Origin of the sequence: uncultured Gimesia sp. (assembly GCF_937910335.1) — a bacterium.
GTDB lineage: Bacteria > Planctomycetota > Planctomycetia > Planctomycetales > Planctomycetaceae > Gimesia.
This window is the reverse complement of sequence record NZ_CALEMX010000259.1, coordinates 1-19,329: the sequence shown is the minus strand read 5'-3', so window position 1 is coordinate 19,329 and position 19,329 is coordinate 1. Positions and strand designations below refer to the sequence as shown.

The 19,329-nt window shown below is 45.3% G+C and carries 16 protein-coding genes; 7 read left to right on the top strand and 9 right to left on the bottom strand.

Translation table 11 applies throughout. The features are described 5' to 3' along the window. Positions 1 to 12 precede the first annotated feature (12 nt). Positions 13 to 903, bottom strand: a complete 891-nt coding sequence (locus tag Q0668_RS10455; RefSeq protein WP_298863945.1) for a phosphoribosylaminoimidazolesuccinocarboxamide synthase — start codon at positions 901 to 903, stop codon at positions 13 to 15. A gap of 261 nt (positions 904 to 1,164) precedes the next feature. On the opposite strand from Q0668_RS10455, the gene Q0668_RS10450 reads away from it, so the two are divergent. Both Q0668_RS10450 and bcp read left to right on the top strand, forming a co-directional pair. Continuing rightward, on the top strand, positions 1,165 to 2,682 hold the full coding sequence (locus Q0668_RS10450; RefSeq protein ID WP_298863944.1) for an endo-1,4-beta-xylanase: 1,518 nt from the start codon (positions 1,165 to 1,167) through the stop codon (positions 2,680 to 2,682). Between the two features lie 272 nt (positions 2,683 to 2,954). Further along, complete coding sequence (gene bcp, locus Q0668_RS10445; protein WP_298863942.1) at positions 2,955 to 3,437, top strand: thioredoxin-dependent thiol peroxidase; 483 nt, start codon at positions 2,955 to 2,957, stop codon at positions 3,435 to 3,437. A 53-nt stretch (positions 3,438 to 3,490) separates the two neighbouring features. Here the strand turns inward: bcp and Q0668_RS10440 are convergent, their stop codons facing one another. The 4 genes from Q0668_RS10440 to Q0668_RS10425 form a co-directional block, all read right to left on the bottom strand. Then, positions 3,491 to 4,567 (bottom strand): Gfo/Idh/MocA family oxidoreductase, encoded by a 1,077-nt coding sequence (locus Q0668_RS10440; RefSeq protein ID WP_298863940.1) that lies wholly within the window; start codon positions 4,565 to 4,567, stop codon positions 3,491 to 3,493. Beyond that, the gene (lpxA, locus tag Q0668_RS10435) at positions 4,564 to 5,430 is read right to left on the bottom strand and encodes an acyl-ACP--UDP-N-acetylglucosamine O-acyltransferase (RefSeq protein ID WP_298863938.1); all 867 of its coding nucleotides are present in this window, start codon (positions 5,428 to 5,430) and stop codon (positions 4,564 to 4,566) included. Before lpxA ends, Q0668_RS10440 begins: the two co-directional genes overlap by 4 nt. Positions 5,431 to 5,513: 83 nt before the next feature. Further along, on the bottom strand, positions 5,514 to 6,395 hold the full coding sequence (gene lpxC, locus Q0668_RS10430) for a UDP-3-O-acyl-N-acetylglucosamine deacetylase (RefSeq protein WP_298863936.1): 882 nt from the start codon (positions 6,393 to 6,395) through the stop codon (positions 5,514 to 5,516). A 116-nt stretch (positions 6,396 to 6,511) separates the two neighbouring features. Next, on the bottom strand, positions 6,512 to 7,159 hold the full coding sequence (locus Q0668_RS10425) for an OmpH family outer membrane protein (RefSeq protein ID WP_298863934.1): 648 nt from the start codon (positions 7,157 to 7,159) through the stop codon (positions 6,512 to 6,514). A gap of 546 nt (positions 7,160 to 7,705) precedes the next feature. Between Q0668_RS10425 and Q0668_RS10420 the strand changes: the two genes are divergently transcribed. Then, the gene (locus Q0668_RS10420) at positions 7,706 to 9,133 is read left to right on the top strand and encodes a hypothetical protein (protein WP_298863932.1); all 1,428 of its coding nucleotides are present in this window, start codon (positions 7,706 to 7,708) and stop codon (positions 9,131 to 9,133) included. Between the two features lie 98 nt (positions 9,134 to 9,231). Here Q0668_RS10420 and Q0668_RS10415 read toward each other — a convergent pair whose 3' ends face one another. Beyond that, positions 9,232 to 10,515 carry a nucleoside permease gene (locus Q0668_RS10415; protein ID WP_298863930.1) on the bottom strand — a complete coding sequence of 428 codons (1,284 nt, stop codon included), beginning with the start codon at positions 10,513 to 10,515 and terminating at the stop codon, positions 9,232 to 9,234. A gap of 504 nt (positions 10,516 to 11,019) precedes the next feature. On the opposite strand from Q0668_RS10415, the gene Q0668_RS10410 reads away from it, so the two are divergent. Beyond that, positions 11,020 to 11,439, top strand: a complete 420-nt coding sequence (locus Q0668_RS10410; protein WP_298863928.1) for a hypothetical protein — start codon at positions 11,020 to 11,022, stop codon at positions 11,437 to 11,439. Between the two features lie 99 nt (positions 11,440 to 11,538). On the opposite strand, the gene Q0668_RS10405 is transcribed toward Q0668_RS10410, so the two are convergent. Beyond that, positions 11,539 to 12,432, bottom strand: a complete 894-nt coding sequence (locus Q0668_RS10405; RefSeq protein ID WP_298863927.1) for a hypothetical protein — start codon at positions 12,430 to 12,432, stop codon at positions 11,539 to 11,541. 698 nt (positions 12,433 to 13,130) lie between these two features. On the opposite strand from Q0668_RS10405, the gene Q0668_RS10400 reads away from it, so the two are divergent. From Q0668_RS10400 to Q0668_RS10390, 3 genes are all read left to right on the top strand, one after another. Next, positions 13,131 to 13,961 carry a DUF1571 domain-containing protein gene (locus tag Q0668_RS10400; protein ID WP_298863926.1) on the top strand — a complete coding sequence of 277 codons (831 nt, stop codon included), beginning with the start codon at positions 13,131 to 13,133 and terminating at the stop codon, positions 13,959 to 13,961. A 322-nt stretch (positions 13,962 to 14,283) separates the two neighbouring features. Beyond that, positions 14,284 to 15,657, top strand: a complete 1,374-nt coding sequence (locus Q0668_RS10395; protein ID WP_298863923.1) for a Gfo/Idh/MocA family oxidoreductase — start codon at positions 14,284 to 14,286, stop codon at positions 15,655 to 15,657. A 469-nt stretch (positions 15,658 to 16,126) separates the two neighbouring features. Continuing rightward, positions 16,127 to 16,609 carry a division/cell wall cluster transcriptional repressor MraZ gene (locus Q0668_RS10390; RefSeq protein ID WP_298863920.1) on the top strand — a complete coding sequence of 161 codons (483 nt, stop codon included), beginning with the start codon at positions 16,127 to 16,129 and terminating at the stop codon, positions 16,607 to 16,609. 263 nt (positions 16,610 to 16,872) lie between these two features. On the opposite strand, the gene mutY is transcribed toward Q0668_RS10390, so the two are convergent. Next, positions 16,873 to 18,120 carry an A/G-specific adenine glycosylase gene (mutY, locus tag Q0668_RS10385; RefSeq protein WP_298863918.1) on the bottom strand — a complete coding sequence of 416 codons (1,248 nt, stop codon included), beginning with the start codon at positions 18,118 to 18,120 and terminating at the stop codon, positions 16,873 to 16,875. Between the two features lie 55 nt (positions 18,121 to 18,175). Continuing rightward, a complete protein-coding gene (locus Q0668_RS10380; RefSeq protein ID WP_298863915.1) occupies positions 18,176 to 19,282 on the bottom strand; it encodes a GTP-binding protein in 1,107 nt (368 codons plus the stop codon). Between the last annotated feature and the right edge of the window lie 47 nt (positions 19,283 to 19,329).

The window sequence follows — 19,329 nt, the reverse complement described above, 5'->3', positions numbered from 1 at the left end:
AAATTGGGCTGACTACCAGACACATTCCATGCCGGTCAACATCCGAAATGCTTCAAAGTATTTTTCTCGTGTATTCGACACAATTTCTTCAGGAAGTTCAGGTGGAGGGCTGTTTTTATCCCACGTTGTGGTTTCCAGCCAGTCACGTACAAATTGCTTATCCAAAGAAGGCTGAGGGCCTCCGGGTACGTAACGTTCAGCAGGCCAGAAACGGGAACTGTCGGGAGTTAACACTTCATCGATCAGAATCGGTTTGCCATCCAGAATACCAAATTCAAATTTTGTATCCGCTAGAATGATTCCCCGTTCGCGTGCATAGTCTGATCCTTGTTGATAAATCTGAATGCTCAGATCCCGCAGGTTTTCTGCCAGCTCTTGACCGATGGCATCACTCATCGTCTGAAACGAAACATTCTCATCGTGTCCCGTTTCCGCTTTTGTAGCTGGCGTAAACAACGGCTGAGGAAGCGGGTCACTCTGTTGTAGACCTTCAGGGAGCTCAATTCCACATACAGCGCGTGTTGATAGATAATCCTTCCAGCCGGAACCAGAAAGATAACCACGGACAACGCACTCAAATGGAACCACTTCTGTTTTTTTAACGACCATACATCGCCCCTGAAGCACAGCGAGGTCGGCCTGATCCGGAAGTGGTAAGTCGGCAGGATTCATGCTGAGTAAATGATTCGGAATTTCCTTAAAACGCTCAAACCAGAAGCGACTGATCTGCGTCAATATCCTGCCTTTATCTGGAATTCCAGGGGACAAAATCCAGTCAAATGCACTGATTCGATCGGTCGCTACAAATAATAATCGATCCTCAAAATCATATACGTCACGTACTTTTCCCCGCTTTACCGGAATACCTGATAGCGAACTTTCAATAAGCGCTGCTGATGCCATAATCCGTAACCACCATGATTAAAATTCCATGAAATTGAACACTGGAAGTGTAGCGAGAACCCACGTGCTAAACAATTGCCGGAAAATCATAACCCGTAAATCCCGCACAAAATGAGTGATCGTCAGGTTCCTGCCTACTTGGCCTTCTGTCTCGTTTCAATGTACATACATACGAGTCTACACTTGCCTGATGCTACACAAACGTGATAATGGATTATGAGACTTGAAGTTAACAACATCTAGAAAATTCAGACAACGATTGTGACCCGTTTCATGGGCAATTTGCGTTTTTTAATAGCACCCTCTCAAGTACCTGAAGACTGGTCTGATCTACATCGCGCCTATTTGAACGCTGTCGATGGACGCGTCTTTCCGACGCGCATCGAGGTCGATGGGAATCTTCTGACATTTCGTCGCCAGACATCTCAAAGCTGTAAACTCAACATCGTCTGGAATATAAGTGATTTTGGCCGACCTATGGTCAGATCGGCTTCGCTCCCCGAACGAGAAGAAGCCTATGTTTTGTTACTTGAACTGGCGCGCGGGAAAATATCAACATTGAAAGACCAGCTGAGCGTCTGGCAAATCGCCGGGCTGAATATCCCTGCTGCGCTGTGGACACTACATGACGAAGCATTTGCTGCTTTCTCGCAGGCTGCCATCATCCAAGACAAACTTGAAGAATGCTCCGAACTGGCGGGTGTAGCGTTACAAAAAGCACATGCCGCAGCAGAGATGCTGGTACAGATTTATGCCCGACAACGTTTGACAATTCTGCATCAAAGATCTCAGTCAATGAAGCTTCCCGTTTCACTGGGCTGTAACCTGGGTGAGTTTGTTCCCAGTGCATCAGAGAGCCAACTCATCCTACAAGCCTTTGATGCAGTCAACACTGATCTGATTAATTGGAAATTGATCGAGGCTTATGAAGGAGATCAGAACTGGGATTTATGTGATCAACAGGTAGACTGGTGCGAAAAAAACAATCTCCTGATTCGCGGAGGGTGTTTACTGGATTTTTCCCCAAAGGGATTACCCGACTGGCTTGAATCCTGGAAACTTGACATGGTGAACTTTCAGAGCATCATCTCACATTTCATTGAAACTGCAATCACGCGTTATACGGGCAGTATCCGAACCTGGACACTGGTTTCTTCAATGAATACTGGCGGTGTCTTTGGTCTCAATGAAGAAACACGTTTGACATTAACAGCACGAGCGATAGAAGTTGCCAAACAGACAGATGATTCGATTCAATGTTTTGTCAGAGTAGAGCAGCCCTGTGGGGATTATCTTTCCAAAGGACAGCATCAGCTTTCGCCAATGCAGTTTGTTGATGCGATCGATCGATTGGGAGTCGGACTTTCCGGAATCGATCTGGAACTCAGTATAGGTTACTTTCCTAATGGTTCTCATCATCATGATTTGCTGGACATCTCCAAACTGATTGACAAATGGAGTACATTAAATCTGCCTTTACACATCACACTGGCATTCCCCAGCGATGACTCCGATATCTCTGAAAAGAATTCAACTATTTCAAAAGTACAAACAAATCAGTGGAAAACAGGTTGGAGCGAAGCGGCCCAGGCAGAATGGATCGACTTATACCTGCCTCTGTTGCTGGCCAAGCCAGCTGTCACAGGAGTTTATTGGTCCCAATTTCGAGATCAGGACCCTAGCCGCTTTCCGCACTCTGGTTTGATCAATCTTGATGGCCAGGCCAAACCCGCTCTGGAAACGATCACAAAATATCATAAACAATACTGGCGATCCTGATTTTAGCTCTTCGCTGAACTAGCCTGTGTCCAGTTTTACTGTAGCGTCTCCAAAGCCATTTCAAACAAGTCTCATAGGATGAAAGACGCAATTATTAAATGGGTTGCGATCTAGAGGTACCGCTCTTAGTCGAATTTTGAAAGACTGCCTGCTATTATACAATCGCTTGAGGCATTGTTGAACCAGACCCTGATATGTTTTCAGGACACCTCAATCACGCGGTTTCCGCCGAGCTGCGGTTCCATCATCCTTTCAAATTGAAAGATTTTAAAATGGCTGAAAGCAATGTGCCAGAAGTTGGCAAGCGTGCCCCTGCTTTTAATCTCCCCGCTTACCCTGAAGGAAAAATTCGTCTGAGTCAGTACAAAGATGAAAAAAATGTACTCCTCTATTTTTATCCCAAAGATAATACACCCGGCTGCACTACCGAATCCTGTGATTTCAGGGATCGTGTCGCCACATTCAAGCGAAATGATACAGTGATTCTGGGAATCAGCCCTGACTCAGTCGCTTCACATGAAAAATTTGCGACACAATTCGAACTACCTTTCATCCTGCTGTCAGATGAAAATCATGCGATTGCCGAGAAGTATGGAGTCTGGATTGAGAAAATGAATTATGGCAAGAAATATATGGGCATTCAGCGCGCTACTTTCTTAATTGACAAAAATGGAAAGATTGCTGCTGCCTGGCCGAAAGTCAAAGTAAATGGTCACGCCGATGAAGTAACCGAAGCATTAAAAGAGCTTAACTGAACTCAATTTTTGACAGAGCCTGACAATTCCATTTGTCACACCGACTGGCTGATTTAACCAGCCATTCGGCGTTGTTCTGTTGGAAACTGAACGAACGGCCCGACGGATCCCTGTTGACTTCCATCCCATGCGTGGCAGTTGACCGCTTCAAGAACCATTTCTGCAACCTGCATTGCCTGCAATGCTTGCGCGCCTCCCACCAGTGGTTCAGAGTCTGTCCGAACTGCTTCTACGAAACTATCCAATTCGGCAGTTAAAGCGTCTGCGTTTGAGACATCGGGAGAGTCCACCTTCAGAAATGTTCCGAAGACGTCCTGCTTCAAAGCCTCAAGATTCGCACCCGCTTTCCGCGCGCGTTCCAGCGGAGGCGTTCCATATAAAAGTGTTTCGGAAGGTTGATATGATGTAACTTCCCGGCTGTTGAAATCGACTGTAACACAACCTGAGGCTCCCCAGATTTGCATAGCCCGTTTTGCATTGGGACAGATCCGACTGGCCGTCAGGTCGGCAATGCAACCATTTTGAAATCGTAACCGTGCTTGAACCGCATCTTCATGTTCTCCCATTACAGAAATACCAAAGGCTTCTACATTCTGAACGGGAGAATTCACAAGAGAAAGCACGAGATCAATATCATGAATGAGTAAATCGTGAATCACGCCGATATCGGTTGATCGAAACGTATAAGGGCTAACTCGTTCACTCCGAATAAAACGAGGATTCGAACACCGCTCAAACGCCACCTGCGTCGCTGGATTAAAACGCTCTACATGACCAATTTGGAGTAAAGTATTGTTTGTTTCGGCGATGTGCACCAGTTCTTCCGCTTCCTGAAGATTACAGGCGATGGGTTTTTCCACCAGAACCGGTATTTTGCGGGATAAAAATTCACTGGCAATCGCTAGATGGGCGTGTGTTGGTACAGCCAGCGAGACAGCATCTACGTCTTGAAATAAATCACGATAATCAGAAACCCACCGACTGCCATGCTGTTCTGCAATCGCCTGTCCCTGATCGGGATTGGTATCTGCGACTGCCACTAAATTGACACCGTCAAGACCAGCTAAAATCCTGGCATGATGCCGTCCTAACGCTCCCACACCAACTACCGCTACTTTTAATGAACTCATGCTGCTCTCCGAGTTGAATTTTTATCGTTCTCTTCTGGATTATACGTGGCATTTCGTGCTGCTTCTTCGCGGCCTCTACCAGCTTTACTGCCCTTAATGCCTTCAAAATGATCGAACAGGGTGTTTAATGCAATGGGAATGACACCCTCAAGTTCCTGACTGAATAGTTCCTGCACTTCATCTAACTTTTTATTTTTTCGATAGATCAATCGATGGGCTCTGCGAATGACGGCAACGGAATTTTCAGAAATACCTGCACGCTGCATTCCTACAATATTGACGGTTCGAATTCGGAATTGATCGGCGCCCGTGCAGATCATGAAGGGAGGCACGTCCACAGTGGTCCGTGATGCTCCTGTGATAAAGGCTAGCGTACCGACAGTACAAAACTGATGCACAACGGTATTTCCCGAAATAATCGCCCGATCATGTACATGCACATGACCTCCCAGTAAGACGCCATTGACGAGAGTCACATCATCAAATACGTGACAGTTATGTGCTACATGAGAATTGCAAAGAAATGTATTTCGGTTTCCGATGCGAGTACAATGATCTTCTTTTTCTGCTGCACGATGAATCGTGCAACCTTCCCGAAATAGATTGTCGTCGCCAATTTCGACTCTTGTCGGAGCGCCCGAATATCCTGCATCCTGTGGTTCTGAACCAATCACAGCCGTTGGGAAAAATCGATTTCTCTCACCAATGGTCGTATGGCCTGAAACAGAAATATGACTGTCTAACACTGAACCATTTCCAATCGTCACATGAGGTCCGATGTGACAAAACGGTCCGATCGTAACATCTTCTCCTATTTCTGCTTTTGGATCGACATAGGAGAGTTTTGAAATATTTGTCGGCATGTTCGACATCCTAAAAAATCTGCAGTCAACGACGTGCCAGAATATGAATAACAAATGTTGTAAATTAAACGAAACTTAAATTTTCAAGCAACTTTCCAAGCTGTTTCAGATAAACGAGATTGATGTGTTGATTTAATTTTTTTGACCAATTCTCGATTTAATGCATGCCCCGACTGCTGAGCGCAGAAATAACCCTGCAGATCGCAACCAATCAAAGCAAAATCGCCAAGGCAATCTAATATTTTGTGACGAACGCATTCATCCAATGTTCTTAATTCGTTATCGATCACCCCCTGTTGTCCGATGACCAGTAAATCTTCCGGTGACAACTTCAATCCATAGCCTAAACCACGCATGGCTTCGACTTCATCTTCCAGTACAAAAGTACGAGAGAATGCCAGTTGGTTCATCCAGGTCTCAGGATTAATTTCCAGTGTCAGACACTGTGGCGGAATAGGTGAATCTTCACCATAATTCAGATAATAACCCACAGCCATTACAGATCGATTCAACGGTTTTGCCTGAATAAAACTACCGGAATCATCTTCGACAGACACTGGTTGTTCGATGCTAATCACATCTCTTTTGAATGGTTGTTCGACAATACCTGCTTCTAGAAATTCCAGCGACAGTTCTTGTGATGAACCATCGAAACAGGGTGCTTCGGGAGCATTAATTTCGATGCGACAATTATCGATCTGCATGCCCGCTAATGCAGCCATGACGTGCTCGATCATTTCGACCGATGCCCCTTGATACTCAATAGCCGTCCGTCGCTGTTTGAAAACAGCATATTCAATCAATGCAGGAATCGGTTGGGAACCAGCCAGATCGGTACGAACAAATTGAATGCCATGATTCTCGGGAGCCGGACAAAAACGAATCTTCACATCGGCGTTGGTAAAAATCCCAACTCCGGTACATTCCAATGATCTGGCCAGCGTTCTCTGATTACGAGTTCGCATTGCCTGCTCCTTCGATGGAGAAATTCTACATGTCGTACTGAAAAAATCGCAAAAAGGATGCAGGCTGGCTGATACGCCTGCCTGCATCCAACAAGAGTGCTCAAGAAGCAAGTGTATCAGCGTTTTGGAGTACCCGGTGTAGGCCGAGTGGCTGATGCTTTTGGCTTATAGCTGCGATTCAGGTAATCCAGAACAGACAGCGTAATGTCATCATCGGCCCGGTGGAAAACCACCTGACGATTCATGCCTTGAATCAGTTTTTTCGGATCGTCGGTATCGAGATCTTCCCGATTAAACCGCATGATCAAAGTATAATTGTAGATTTTTGCATACTTCTTGACCGTTTCCGTCACTTCCATATAAATGGTGTGATAGATGCGCGACTCTTTACGCAGGAAATCGCGCTGAGCTACTTTTCGAAACGCTTCAAAGTCGGAGGCAGCCTGTGCCAACTGTTTTTCACGAGCGAGATACTCGGGACTTCCCTGTTTGAAATCCTGCATTTCTTTTTGAATGGCTTGAATCTTTTCTGCCATCGATTTGGCTTTGCCATCACTTTGCTGGATTTCTGTTTTTAACTCTTCACGCAGCGCTGTAAATTTCTCATAGTGTTTGAACACATGCGCCATATCAATCAGGCCCACTTTGTGTTCTGCAGCTTTTGCATTGGCCGGTGCGGGAGCTTGTGCAGACGCTGTTTCAATGAAACAGGAAAAACAACCCACGATGGCAAGAACGGTAACTGGTGTTAATAACTTTTTCACGACCGAAGCACTCCTTTGCAGAATAGACCACTCTCCATAGTGGCAATCAAACGAATTGAAATTTTTCTCTATCTGGTAACGAAGCAGTACCCAGCCTCTGGATGACAACTTCGTAATCAAAACCTTTTAAATATACTATTTTATTTTGATAATGCAGCGGAATTCCTGATAGAGGAACCAAACTGACCATACTGAGAGGGCGATAATTTTGCATAGTTTGAATTTTACGTCAATACGAAAAAGTGAGCATTCCTTTATCTATTCCCAGGTTGGGAATTTTCATCAATATCCCTTAAATGAGGTTTTTGAAGCCTTTTTACAGATTTGAAACGTTTTTTTCACATTCAATCTCTTTTTTGGTATTGCCATAAAATAAAAATTCCATTATCAAACGCCCCTCTTTCAAATTCTCTATCTCTACCTACCACTCATTCGATTCCCTTTCGATTCGTGATTCAAAAACAATTCTGTTTATACAATCACCTTCAACACCACAATTAAACCTATTCAATTGGGCTGTATCAAGTCAGCACGGAGGCTTATTCCATGTGTCCTTTAGACCGATGGATCCTGACACCTTTATTAATAACAAGTCTACTTCTCTGCCTGACAGAAGAAGTCGCTGCCAAAAAACACACTTTCCCTTACGAAGCGATTGTGAACGCAGAGGAAGCGCTGGTAAGAAGCGGCAACGGAAGCCGCTATTATCCCACGCTCAAACTCCAAAGGGGTAAACGCGTCACCGTCCATCGACATGATCCGGGTGGGTGGTTCATGATTACGCCACCACAAGGAAGTTTCAGTTGGATTCGCGCAGAATATGTACAAAAAATGGCCGCCAATCGTGGTCGGATCATTGAGAATGGTGTCGTAGTTCGAGTCGGCAGTGCTTTTGGTGAAAGCCGTGACGTCGAACAGATTCGCCTTTCAAAGAATGATGAAGTCACGATTCTGGGTAGTAAAAACGTTGGCTCTGAATTTGGCAATATCTTGATGTATCAAATCAAACCACCTAAGGGAGAATGGCGCTGGATGGAAGGGCATTTATTGATGCCCGCCAACCAATCTCAACCAGGGAAAAGTGCACCTGCCCCATTCGATACCCCGATTGCCAATAGTGGGAAAGATCCCTTTAGCGAAGGCATCACACAAAATCATTCAGCCAGACCTCAGCAGGAAATGATCAAAACTCCCACCGATGGCTCAGCGCGTCGAAGTGTTCCGGAAGTCGATCAAATGACTGCTGCCAAACAGGCCATCAAAACCATCGATACACAATTTCGCGCCATGATAGAGGCAGAGCCGACGGCGTGGGATTTAAATGCATTAGAGCAAGACTACAAAACATTGCAGCAGGAAATCAAACATCCTGCCATTGCCAGTAAAATTGATTTGAGACTGGATGCCGTTGACCGTTATCGAAAGGTGCAGGCAGAATTTCAGGATTTTCTCAAACTGGCAGAAGAAACCAGTAAACGAGATGCAGCATTGGTCTCAATGGCCCCTGATCAAAATAAAACCAGCCGCTATCCAGACCCGGAAAACACGGCGGGAACTGGTTCATTACTTCCACCTACTCCTGAACCTACCACGGAATCAACGCCCCCGAATCCACAGCTGACACCTCTCCCTCAACCAAGTGCCCCGCAACCCACGGTTCCCCAACCAGGGGCAACACCTCAGCCGACGAAACCAACTCAGCCCCAGTTTTCGGGAGCAGGCATTGTGCGACGTTTACGAAATGTTCGACAGGGCATGCCTACCCACGCACTGGTGGCTCCCAATGGACAGTTTCTTGCGTATTTACAACCGGTGTCTCCTCAAATCAATCTGGATTCTGCCCTGGGACGCTCCATGGGAGTCACAGGCAAACGCTGGTTCCGATCTGAATTACGGGGCGAATACATTCTTGTGGAATCAATGATGCCGGTTCGGTTACAGCAAGCACCTGTATCCCGGCCACCTGGACGATAACCGATTAAGAGTTGTTTCGCACCTTGATCTAATTTAAAAAAGCCCTCTGCTCAAAATGAACAGGGGGCTTTTATTCTTTTTGTCCCAGTTATGCCGGGCTAAACCATCTCTTCATTACTGGCAGCTTTTGCGACATCCTCTTCGCTGATATTACCAGTTGCCTTCGGATCATCTTTGAAAAGAATCATAAAGATGACCATAATCACAAACGCTGCCGCTGTGGGATAAATCCAAAAATCTTTCCATGTTTGAAGTTTGGCCGCCCCTTCGCCGACAACAATTGCGTTGATCAAATTCCCGCTAATCAGGGCTCCAACTAACATCCCCACACCTTGTGTTGCCAGCACCAGAAACCCTTGTGCCTGCGCCCGAATGGCAGGCCCCGCTTTTTGATCGACATAGATTTGCCCCGTCACAAAGAAGAAGTCGTAGCAAATACCATGCAAAAGAATACCTGAAATGATCATCCAGGAAACTCCGTCAGAAGCACCAGCGGCAAATAAGGCATAACGCACCACCCAGGCGAACATGCCAAATAGCAACATTCGTTTCACACCCAGGAATTTGAAAAAGACCGGCATTAAGACCATAAACAGAACTTCGGACATCTGACCGAAAGACATTTTAAACGCAGGATTATCTATTCCAGCATCAGATACAAAAACCGGTGCGTAAGCATAGTAGGCTGCTAAAGGAATGCAGATTAATAACGAGCTTGCCATAAAGACGAGAAAAGAACGATCTTTCAGCAAGGCCAATGAGTCTAAGCCCAGAATATCGCGGACTGAAATTGCTTTCCCCTTGGAGGGAGGCGGAGTGTGTGGCAACGTCAAACAGTAAATCCCCATGAGAACGCCAGCGCCCCCTGCCACAAGTAGTGGTTTGGACGTCATATCTGCCCCCATCACTTTACTGACAAGATATCCTGCAACAATCCAACCGATCGTTCCAAACACGCGCACTAAAGGAAACCAGATTTGCTGATTCTTTAAATGAGAAAAGGCAATCGTATTAGTCAGGCCAAGCGTTGGCATGTAACACAACATATGCAACAAAAGTAGAAGAATGAATGTTCCACTTCCTTCTCCCTTCTCACCCACCACACTGGGAGCATAATAAAGAATCGCTCCTCCAATAATCATCAGTACCGCAAGCACTCGTTCCGAAGAGAAAAATCGGTCCGCGACCATGCCCAACACGAAAGGAGAAACGATGGCAGCAATTGGACCAACTGTGTAGGCCCAGTAAATTGCATCTCCCATCCCATTAGCACCCATATAATTTCCCACGGTCACATACCATGCCCCCCATACAAAGAACTCGAGGAACATCATTATTGAAAGTCGAATACCAATGACGACTGGTGATTGCTGTGATGACATGCTGGGCTTACCCTTCTCATGATCTGATGCTGAATACGGGGAGTTTTGGATCTTTGATCGATACGATCATGTCCCGAAAGTACAAATCAGGCAAGTATAAAGGGTTTCTCTCCTATAAATTTCTCTTGAATCATCGGTTTCTGTGCCTGCACCTTCACATGCTTTTACTGAGAAACCTCTGGCCAATTCAAATACCGAAGCAAACACACAGGGATTGAAACTAGTTCTGACTAACCCTCAATCATGCCCCACCAATGCTAAACGCATTAACGTCTGCCATACGAACAGGAACATTAAAATTCGCTATCTTGTTTTAATGTTTGCACTTATGGAATTTTGTCTAACAAAACACATTTCTTTCCATTCTTTTTATTCTTCCTATATTTACATTCCGAGATATATCGATACAATCCCTATTATCCGAACAATCGATACAATCGGAATAGGCGGAACTCACTCTCACCTCGCTCGTAATTGAACTGTCACCGCTTTCTGAGAGGTTTGATGATGAATCTGTTAAAAAAATTCTGGAATGACGAAGCCGGTTTGGTGATGTCAGCTGAACTCGTAGTGCTGGGAACAGTGGGCGTACTTGGTGCAACGGTTGGATTAAGTGCTGCTTCAACGGCCATTAATGATGAAATGGTTGAATTCGGCCTTGCCATTCGTAGCCTGGACCAAAGTTATCACGTTGAAGGGCACCAAAGCTGCCGTGCCTGGACTGCTGGTTCTTCTTATCAACAACAGGATGTTGAGATTTCCCGCGCCGACCTATGTGGACAAATTGAGCGTGCTGAGAAGGCGGCTAAGAAACAGTCCACTATCAAACGCAAGGCGCCTCCCAAGTCCGAAGAGCTAAGAAAAAAAATGGAAAAAAAGAAAACCATCAAACGGAAAAACAAGAAAAAGAAAAATGAAGCATGATCTATCTCAATCAAATCTAAATTGAGAGACATAAATGAAACCAGCCCGCTTTGAGTGATTATTCAAAGCGGGCTGGTTTTTTTTATAGAACGCATCAATTTACTTATTACGACTCCACTCATCAACCTGCTGTAAAACTTTAATCACAGCTTTCAATGGGTCCAGCGCTTCTGCTTCAAACCGTCTGGAAATTCGTGGATTATGGGGTGGAGAATAGGAACAGCTAAACAAAAACTCGTTGGGACGAACACCCGGTTCAAGGCGATAATCTCTAATACCCAGGTCATTCAATTTTTGAACCGCGGCGCTCCAAGTTGCCGGATCTCGACGTAACATCGTTTCAGCTCGTATGCGAAACTGTTGATCCACTTCCTTTACTGAAGCCTGTCTGGCAGGGGCAGATTCTGCAGGTGCTAATTGAGCCTCTGTAGATGGTTCAAAGGGATTGCCTTCGTTCTTTACTTGCCGAATTTCCTGGCCAAAAGGCGACACCGAATCTGAGGAGGGTAGCCCTTCTTCGAAGGCCGCCTGCTGAATGGGATTCTTGTCCAAAGCTGATTTTGGCAGCGATCCTGCCGATTTTAATTTGACACTTTTTTGATCTGAGTTCAATTGGGAAGGAACTTCTTCCAATTCCCATCCTTCCAAAGCACCTGCGGGAGGCAACCATTCCTCTCGATTGAGGGCATCTTTTCGAGAAGAAGCCATTTTCTCAAAAGGGCCCCCGCTATCTGGCCGATTTTGATTTGAACGGGATTGGCCGGAGAGAGTTCCTTCGCCCCCTAAATCAATTTCATGTGACGAAGAATCAAATGAAATTTCTTCGAATTGGGAACGAGAAGATCCTTCACTATCGAATAGATCATTTTCATTGATTGAGGACTTTTTCACGGGTGCAATTTCGGGAATACCAAATATGGCCAGCATCGGAACTGCCACCAGAGGTATCAGCATAAGCACTGTTGAAAAAAAGTCATTTGATTTGGAGCGCATTTGCGTTTCTCCTCCATGTTCGCAATCACGCTATCGGAAACTATCCGATTTGAACAATAAGAACACTCCTTGCTCTCACTGTCTGGTTTCCAGAAACCATCGTGGTCAACCACAAAATTTGTCAATCAGGGATTGTTTTACATTGATTACTGAACATGTAAAACACTGACTCACCTTTATTGAGAAAAACTCCGTGAGATTGTTTCAACTCAAAGTGCCTGACTCAAGGCGGCGGATCATACAGAATTACCAGAATACCGACAATTGGAGTTTCTAAGAATCTCCTTATTTCATTAAATAAGTAAATCTCACTTATTTCACTGGGTTAACTGCCACTTAACTTATGGTAAAATAGATAATGTATTATGAAACGAAATCCAGGTACTAAGTTGCTGAATGTCAAAAGAGAGAATATAAAGAATATCTCTTGACAATTTACGAAAAAACGAAGAGAACACGCGATCTAAGTAATTACGATTTGCCAATAAGTTCGATTGTTAATGATGTGTCGAGCCAATTCTCGGAGAGAATCTACTATCGACATCAAATTATGAGACCCTGTCGTTTCACAATAGGGGATTCATAGCGAAGTCACCTTTTACAGAGTGGTCTATATTTCTTACTAGCTTTTGACCATTTTTTCTCGTCAAAATGAGTCTGAAGCAAGAGGATTTCGACAAAGGGAGTCACGAAATTCAATGGTAAAACAAAACACTTACCAATCAAACAACAAACTGGTTCACCATACTAAGAAGGTGGCTACCATCGCCGGAGTTTTCACTCTGACAGTGACAGCGTATCTGGCCCAGGTCAATTTTCTGATCGCCGCAGGTCCCAACGCGGAACACAAACTCGATCCAGCAATTCGACTCGCCATGCAGAGCTATGAAGAAACGTCTAATATCAAAGACTTTCAAGCAGTCTTCATTAAACAGGAAAAAGTGGGACGAAGAATGCAGCCCATGCATACGATTCAAATCAAGTTTCGTGAGCAACCCCTAAGCGTGTATCTGAATTTTAAGAAGCCACATGAAGGTAGAGAAGTCATCTATGTCCATGGTCGCAATGGAAATCAGATCCTTGCTCATGAAACGGGAATTAAAGGATTAATTGGAACCGTCTCGCTTCAACCCAATAGCCCCCAGGCAATGGATGAAAGCCGCTACCCGATCACCACCATTGGCATTCGGAAAATGTTGTATCAGATTTTGAAGCAATGGAAAGAAGAACAACAACTTGATGCAGGTGTCGTTTTCAAATATTACCCTAATGCAAAACTTGAGAACACGCAATGCAAAGTTCTTGAGACCAGCTACCCGCAACAAAAGCAGGGTATCCGTTTTCAGATGACAAGGTTGTATATTGATAAAGCAACGAATCTTCCCGTTCGAGTACAGCAATATGGTTGGCCCACCAAGAGAAGAGGATCTCCGGAACTGGTGGAAGATTACTATTATAAAAACATCCGTACGAACACCGGATTGACAGATACTGACTTCAATCCCAAGAATCCTGCTTATAATTACTAAGCGAAAACAGATAAATTAACATCACTTACAAATATGAACCCGAAGGCTGACATTCAGTCTTCGGGTTTTTTCTTCTTTCTGCCACAGTTGAACGCCCCACCTATTCTTTCCTGTGTGACTGAAACACCCCCACAAGTTGCAAGTGCCGCTCTCGCATTGATATAATCAGTTAAAATAATCGTTTTTTCTGAACGACCTTTGTATTCTAAACGTACTGAATATCGATAGTTATTCTGCATTCCCATTTTCAATCGATCTATCAGCCAATACGAGATTCCACTTTGATCTTCAATTTATTCCACGATTAACTAAGGAACCTAACATGAGTGAAGCGCCCAAGAATACCTCATCCCGTCGCGAATTTTTAAAGAATTCCAGTCGGCTCGCAGCCGGGGCTTCTGTATTGGCTGGTACTGCGATCCCACACGTCTACGCGGCTGATGAAAATACCATCAAAATTGCATTGGTCGGATGTGGTGGGCGCGGAACTGGTGCAGCAGCAAACGCACTCTCAACGACCAGCGGTCCCATTAAACTGGTCGCAATGGCAGACGTCTTCGACGATCGTCTGAATACCAGTTATAAAAGTCTGAAAAAGTCGTTTGGCGACAAAGTGGATGTTCCCGAAGATCAGAAATTTATTGGCTTCGACGGATATGAAAAAGCCATTAGCTGTCTCGGTCCTGGAGACGTAGTGCTGCTAGTAACACCTCCCGCGTTTCGATGGGTTCAGTTTGGTTATGCCATCGAAAAAGGGATTAACGTCTTCATGGAAAAACCGCTTACCGTGGATGGACCCAGCACGCGCAAGATGTTTGAACTGGGCAAAAAATCTGTGGAGAAAAATCTTAAGGTCGGCGTGGGACTGATGTGCCGTCACAGTATTGCACGTCAGGAACTTCACGATCGCATCAAAGCGGGAGAGATTGGCGACCTTCTGGAATTGCGGGCCTATCGGATGGCAGGCCCGACAGGTTCTGCGGCGACGGGACCCAAACCCGAAAAAATGAGCGAACTACTCTATCAGATTTCAAGATTTCATGGCTTTCTCTGGGCCAGCGGTGGAGGCTTCAGTGACTTCCTGATTCATAATATCGACGAAAGCTGTTGGATGAAAGATGCCTGGCCGGTAATGGCCGATGGTTCTGGAGGCCGCAACTACCGAGGCGATAATGTTGATCAGAACTTTGACAGCTATAGTGTTGAATATACCTTTGCCGATGGAACAAAAATGTTCCTGAGAGGACGAACCATTCCCGGTTGCCGTCAGAAATTTGCCAGCTTTGCACATGGCACCAAAGGCTTGGCAGTGATTTCCACCTCAGCCCACCATCCGGCAAAATCTCGAATCTACAAAGGCTATAATGAAACGAAAGAAAATCTTCTGTGGGAGTATCCGCAACCAGAGCCGAATCCGTATCAGGTAGAATGGGATGATCTGATCAATGCGATTCGACAAGATAAACCGTACAATGAAGTCAAACGTGGTGCGGAAGCCAGTCTGGTTACTTCCATGGGAAGAATGGCGGCGCATACAGGACAAGTCGTGACATACGATGAAATGCTGAATTGTGAACAGGAATTTGCTCCCGATGTCGATAAGTTGACAATGGACTCACCTGCTCCCGTTCTGGCCCGAGCCGATGGCTCCTATCCCATTCCACTGCCTGGCATCTTGAAACGTCGTGAATATTAAGATTCTCGGCAACTTTGTTTTTAAATACACAAAACTCCTCCTGACAGTCAGGGGGAGTTTTTTTATTAAGTGTTTCCTCTCCAATCAAAAATGAAACCCGTTGTTCAGAGCGTACGGACATATGGGTAACGCTTATCAATAACGAAAATTTCATTGAGATCAGAAAAATACAATCCCGTGAAAGGTAGATCGACTTTCGGACTTTAAAATGAGTGCGAGTGCATATGGATTTGTTTCGATTGACAGCCTGAAAAACAGCGCCAAAAAGAAAATTTGACAAAATCAGGAGAAACAGCCAATCAATGATTGCCTTTTTGATAAATGAGCTGTAGATTCTATCTTTAGTGGGTTTCTTACCCAATTGATCTTTGAAAACTAGTTGATTGTGGGTTATCCACCCAGTACAATACTGATCTCTTTTCTGATTTTGGTAGTCGATAAATACGCATCCCCATTTTGCAGGCTGATTATGAGCGGCGAAACATTTATTACGGGAGAAATGAAACGGACGGTCGATGACCGTTTTCGCATTTCACTGCCCGTAGAAATGGCGCAGGCGATCACTGATGAATCCGGGGAAACGATGTTAACCAAAGAAAGAGCCGGCTGCTTGAGCCTCTGGAAGGCTGAAGACTGGCAATCCCGACAACAGCAGGGTGTTGATCTGATTAAACAAAAAATCCAGGCACACCGACTGGAAAATCGCTGGGATGAAGTGCAACGACTGGGACGGTTACTGTCCACCAGAAATCGCACCATTCAGTTAGCAAATCGATCTCGCTGCACGATTCCGGAAGGGTTTCGTGAGTTTCTGGGGGTTCAACCAAACCAGGACGTCATGATCATTGGCGCTGTTATCTGTGTTGAAATCTGGAATCCTGAAGCATGGCAGAATCTCCTTGAACAAGACATGCCTGAATTCGGTACACTCTTCAAAGACCTCTCTGGTTAACCCACTCTCGAAAAACAATATACATTGTTCTTCAGCGTCTTTGACTACAGGAGAAGTGAGCAACTCATTCAGTTACTCCACTCACATCCGATTCCCCCTAAAGGCTTAATACCATGGAAGGCTTTTTTGGCACGGATGCCGCTTTCTTCTCTTGAGTCAAAAACGTTTCCCCATTCTCAATCTCAGGCAATTTTGAGAATGGGGATATTTTTTTGCGCCCCTGAGATTGGTAAACACTACGACGACACCCCATTCAATCTGAATCAATCAAGTAAAAGATTCGTTTCTGCCAGAAGCCTGGCGAATTTTCTGCCTGTAACAGAAAGGGGATACTCTTCCAGTTCATCAACCGTCACCCATTGATAGGCAGACTGGTGATTGTTTTTCTGACGGTCTGTAGTAACCTGCTGCTTATCAATAGACTCAACACGTGCGACGAAACAGAGCAAACGAATTTTATAACGAGTGACACTGTGCCGAATCTCAGCTGCAAAATTCTTTACCGATGCTCTGACCCCTGCCTGCTCCAGTAAATACTGCTCCAATCGAGGTATCACTGCCTGCGTCAAGCCATCAGGAACGTTCTCTTGCCCCTTCGGCGTTCTCTCCTTTGACTTCATAGCCTTCTTTTGCGATTTTGATTGTTTCTTACTCACAACGGGATGCGGAGAACCATTCATTTCTTCCAGAGTGAAACGAGGAAAATCCCATAAACCTGCCCAGCGTTCTCCCGGCGTCCGTTGTCTGATCATCACTTTCCCCTCGGTGAATACAGCGATGCTGGCATCAGTCAGAGGTGTAATTTCCGGACGCACTTTCGGCAAAGGAATGAGATGTTGACGCTGTTTCAAAAATGCTTCACATCCCGAGCTGACGGGACAGACAGCACAGTCCGGGTTTTGAGGCGTGCAAATCAGACTGCCCAGGTCCATCAGTGCCTGATTGAAATTTCCGGGTAATTTTCGTGGAAGAATCAATTCCGCAAACTCCCACAATCGATTTTGCCCCGACTTTGACCTGGGATCTTCCTCCAGTCCCATCAGTCGAGAATACAGTCGCAATGTATTGGCCTCGACGATTGGCGCCGGCTGGTCAAAGGCAAAGGAACAAATGGCTCCCGCGGTATACCGTCCGATTCCCGGTAGCTTCTGTAACGCTATCACATCGGTTGGAAACTTACTCTGAAATTCTTCGGCAATGATCCTGGCAGATTTATGAATATTGCGCGCCCGGCTGTAATACCCGAGACCTTCCCAATACTGCAACACTTCGCTTTCCGCGGCTCTTGCCAGCGATTGAACATCGGAAAAACGCTCCATAAATTTTTCAAAATAGGGAATCACGGCTGCAACAACGGTTTGCTGCAGCATGATTTCACTGATCCAGACAGCATAAGGATCATTGCATCGACGCCAGGGTAAATCGCGCTGATGAGTCGCATACCACGACAATAACTGTCGGCGAAATCTCTGCCGCCTTTCGGAATCAAATAATGAATTCAGCTCAGACATTGAATTCCAGCTAATCAACTAATGCTAAGGGTCGGAACGGTCCTGATGCTGAGGATTACTGAGGTGCCGCATAGCGATGTGTCGGCACAGGTCTGCCCGGACGAAAACTCTGTGTCTGACGAAACTCTAAATTCGCATTTCGTGCTTTCGCACAATTCTCTAATACGCTCTTAAACTGCTCTGCTAATGCTTCCGGGTCACAGGCCACACGTGCATTCACAATCAAATCGACTTCATTCACTGTACAGTCTGAGGATAAGGATAATGTGGGCTGACTTTCATTACTCACCAGATTCGCAACACCAAAAAAACCTTCCCATAAACCAATGGTCTTGAGATGGGCCGTTTCGACTCCCTTTGCTTTAAATGAGGTCTGCAATTGTGAAATCACATCCATCAATAACTGATCCAGAGAAAAAGAAGTTTCTGATGAAACGCGTACGCTGCTGTTCAACCAACCCAGTTCTGCTTCACCCTCTGCATAAATGTCATAGTCGATATCGAGGATTTTACTCCCAAAGTCACCCTCCTGCTCTAGAAACGCTGTCAAAGCATCAAAGCCTTCACCCGTTAACGCAGATGTTTTTAGAACTGGAGTGCCGGGAAAATGCTCTCCGATTAATTGAATGAGTTCATCGATGTCTTCAACAGAAAGTTCATCTATACGATTGACCAAAATCAGATCAGCTTCTTCCAGTTGCTTTTTCAGGATATAGGCAGCCTTCGGCGAAAAACCGGAACCCTTGTCATTTTTCAGGATCTTCCTGCCATGGCTGGGCTTCATGAGAACGGTATAAGGCTGGATGGAAAATTCGGCATTAAATAAACGTTTGATGGGTTGAATCACGGTTGCCACCAGATCGGTACAACTACCAACGGGCTCTGCCAGAATCACATCAGGCCTGGCATTTGAACCTAGTTCTTCAATCGTCTCCATCAGCGCGTCAAAATGGCAACAGAAACAGGCCCCTGCCACTTCGCCTACATTTAATCCTTGTGAACGCAGCGCATTCGTATCTACCAGATCTGCTGCCTGATCGTTGGTCACGACCCCCACTTTCAGTCCCTGGCCAGAATAATATTTTGCCAGTCGACTCAGAGTTGTGGTTTTTCCCGCCCCTAAAAAACCACCGACCATAATAAATTTGATTTGATGTGACATGACTCACTCACTAATGAAGATAACCTATGAACTACCGACAGTATAAT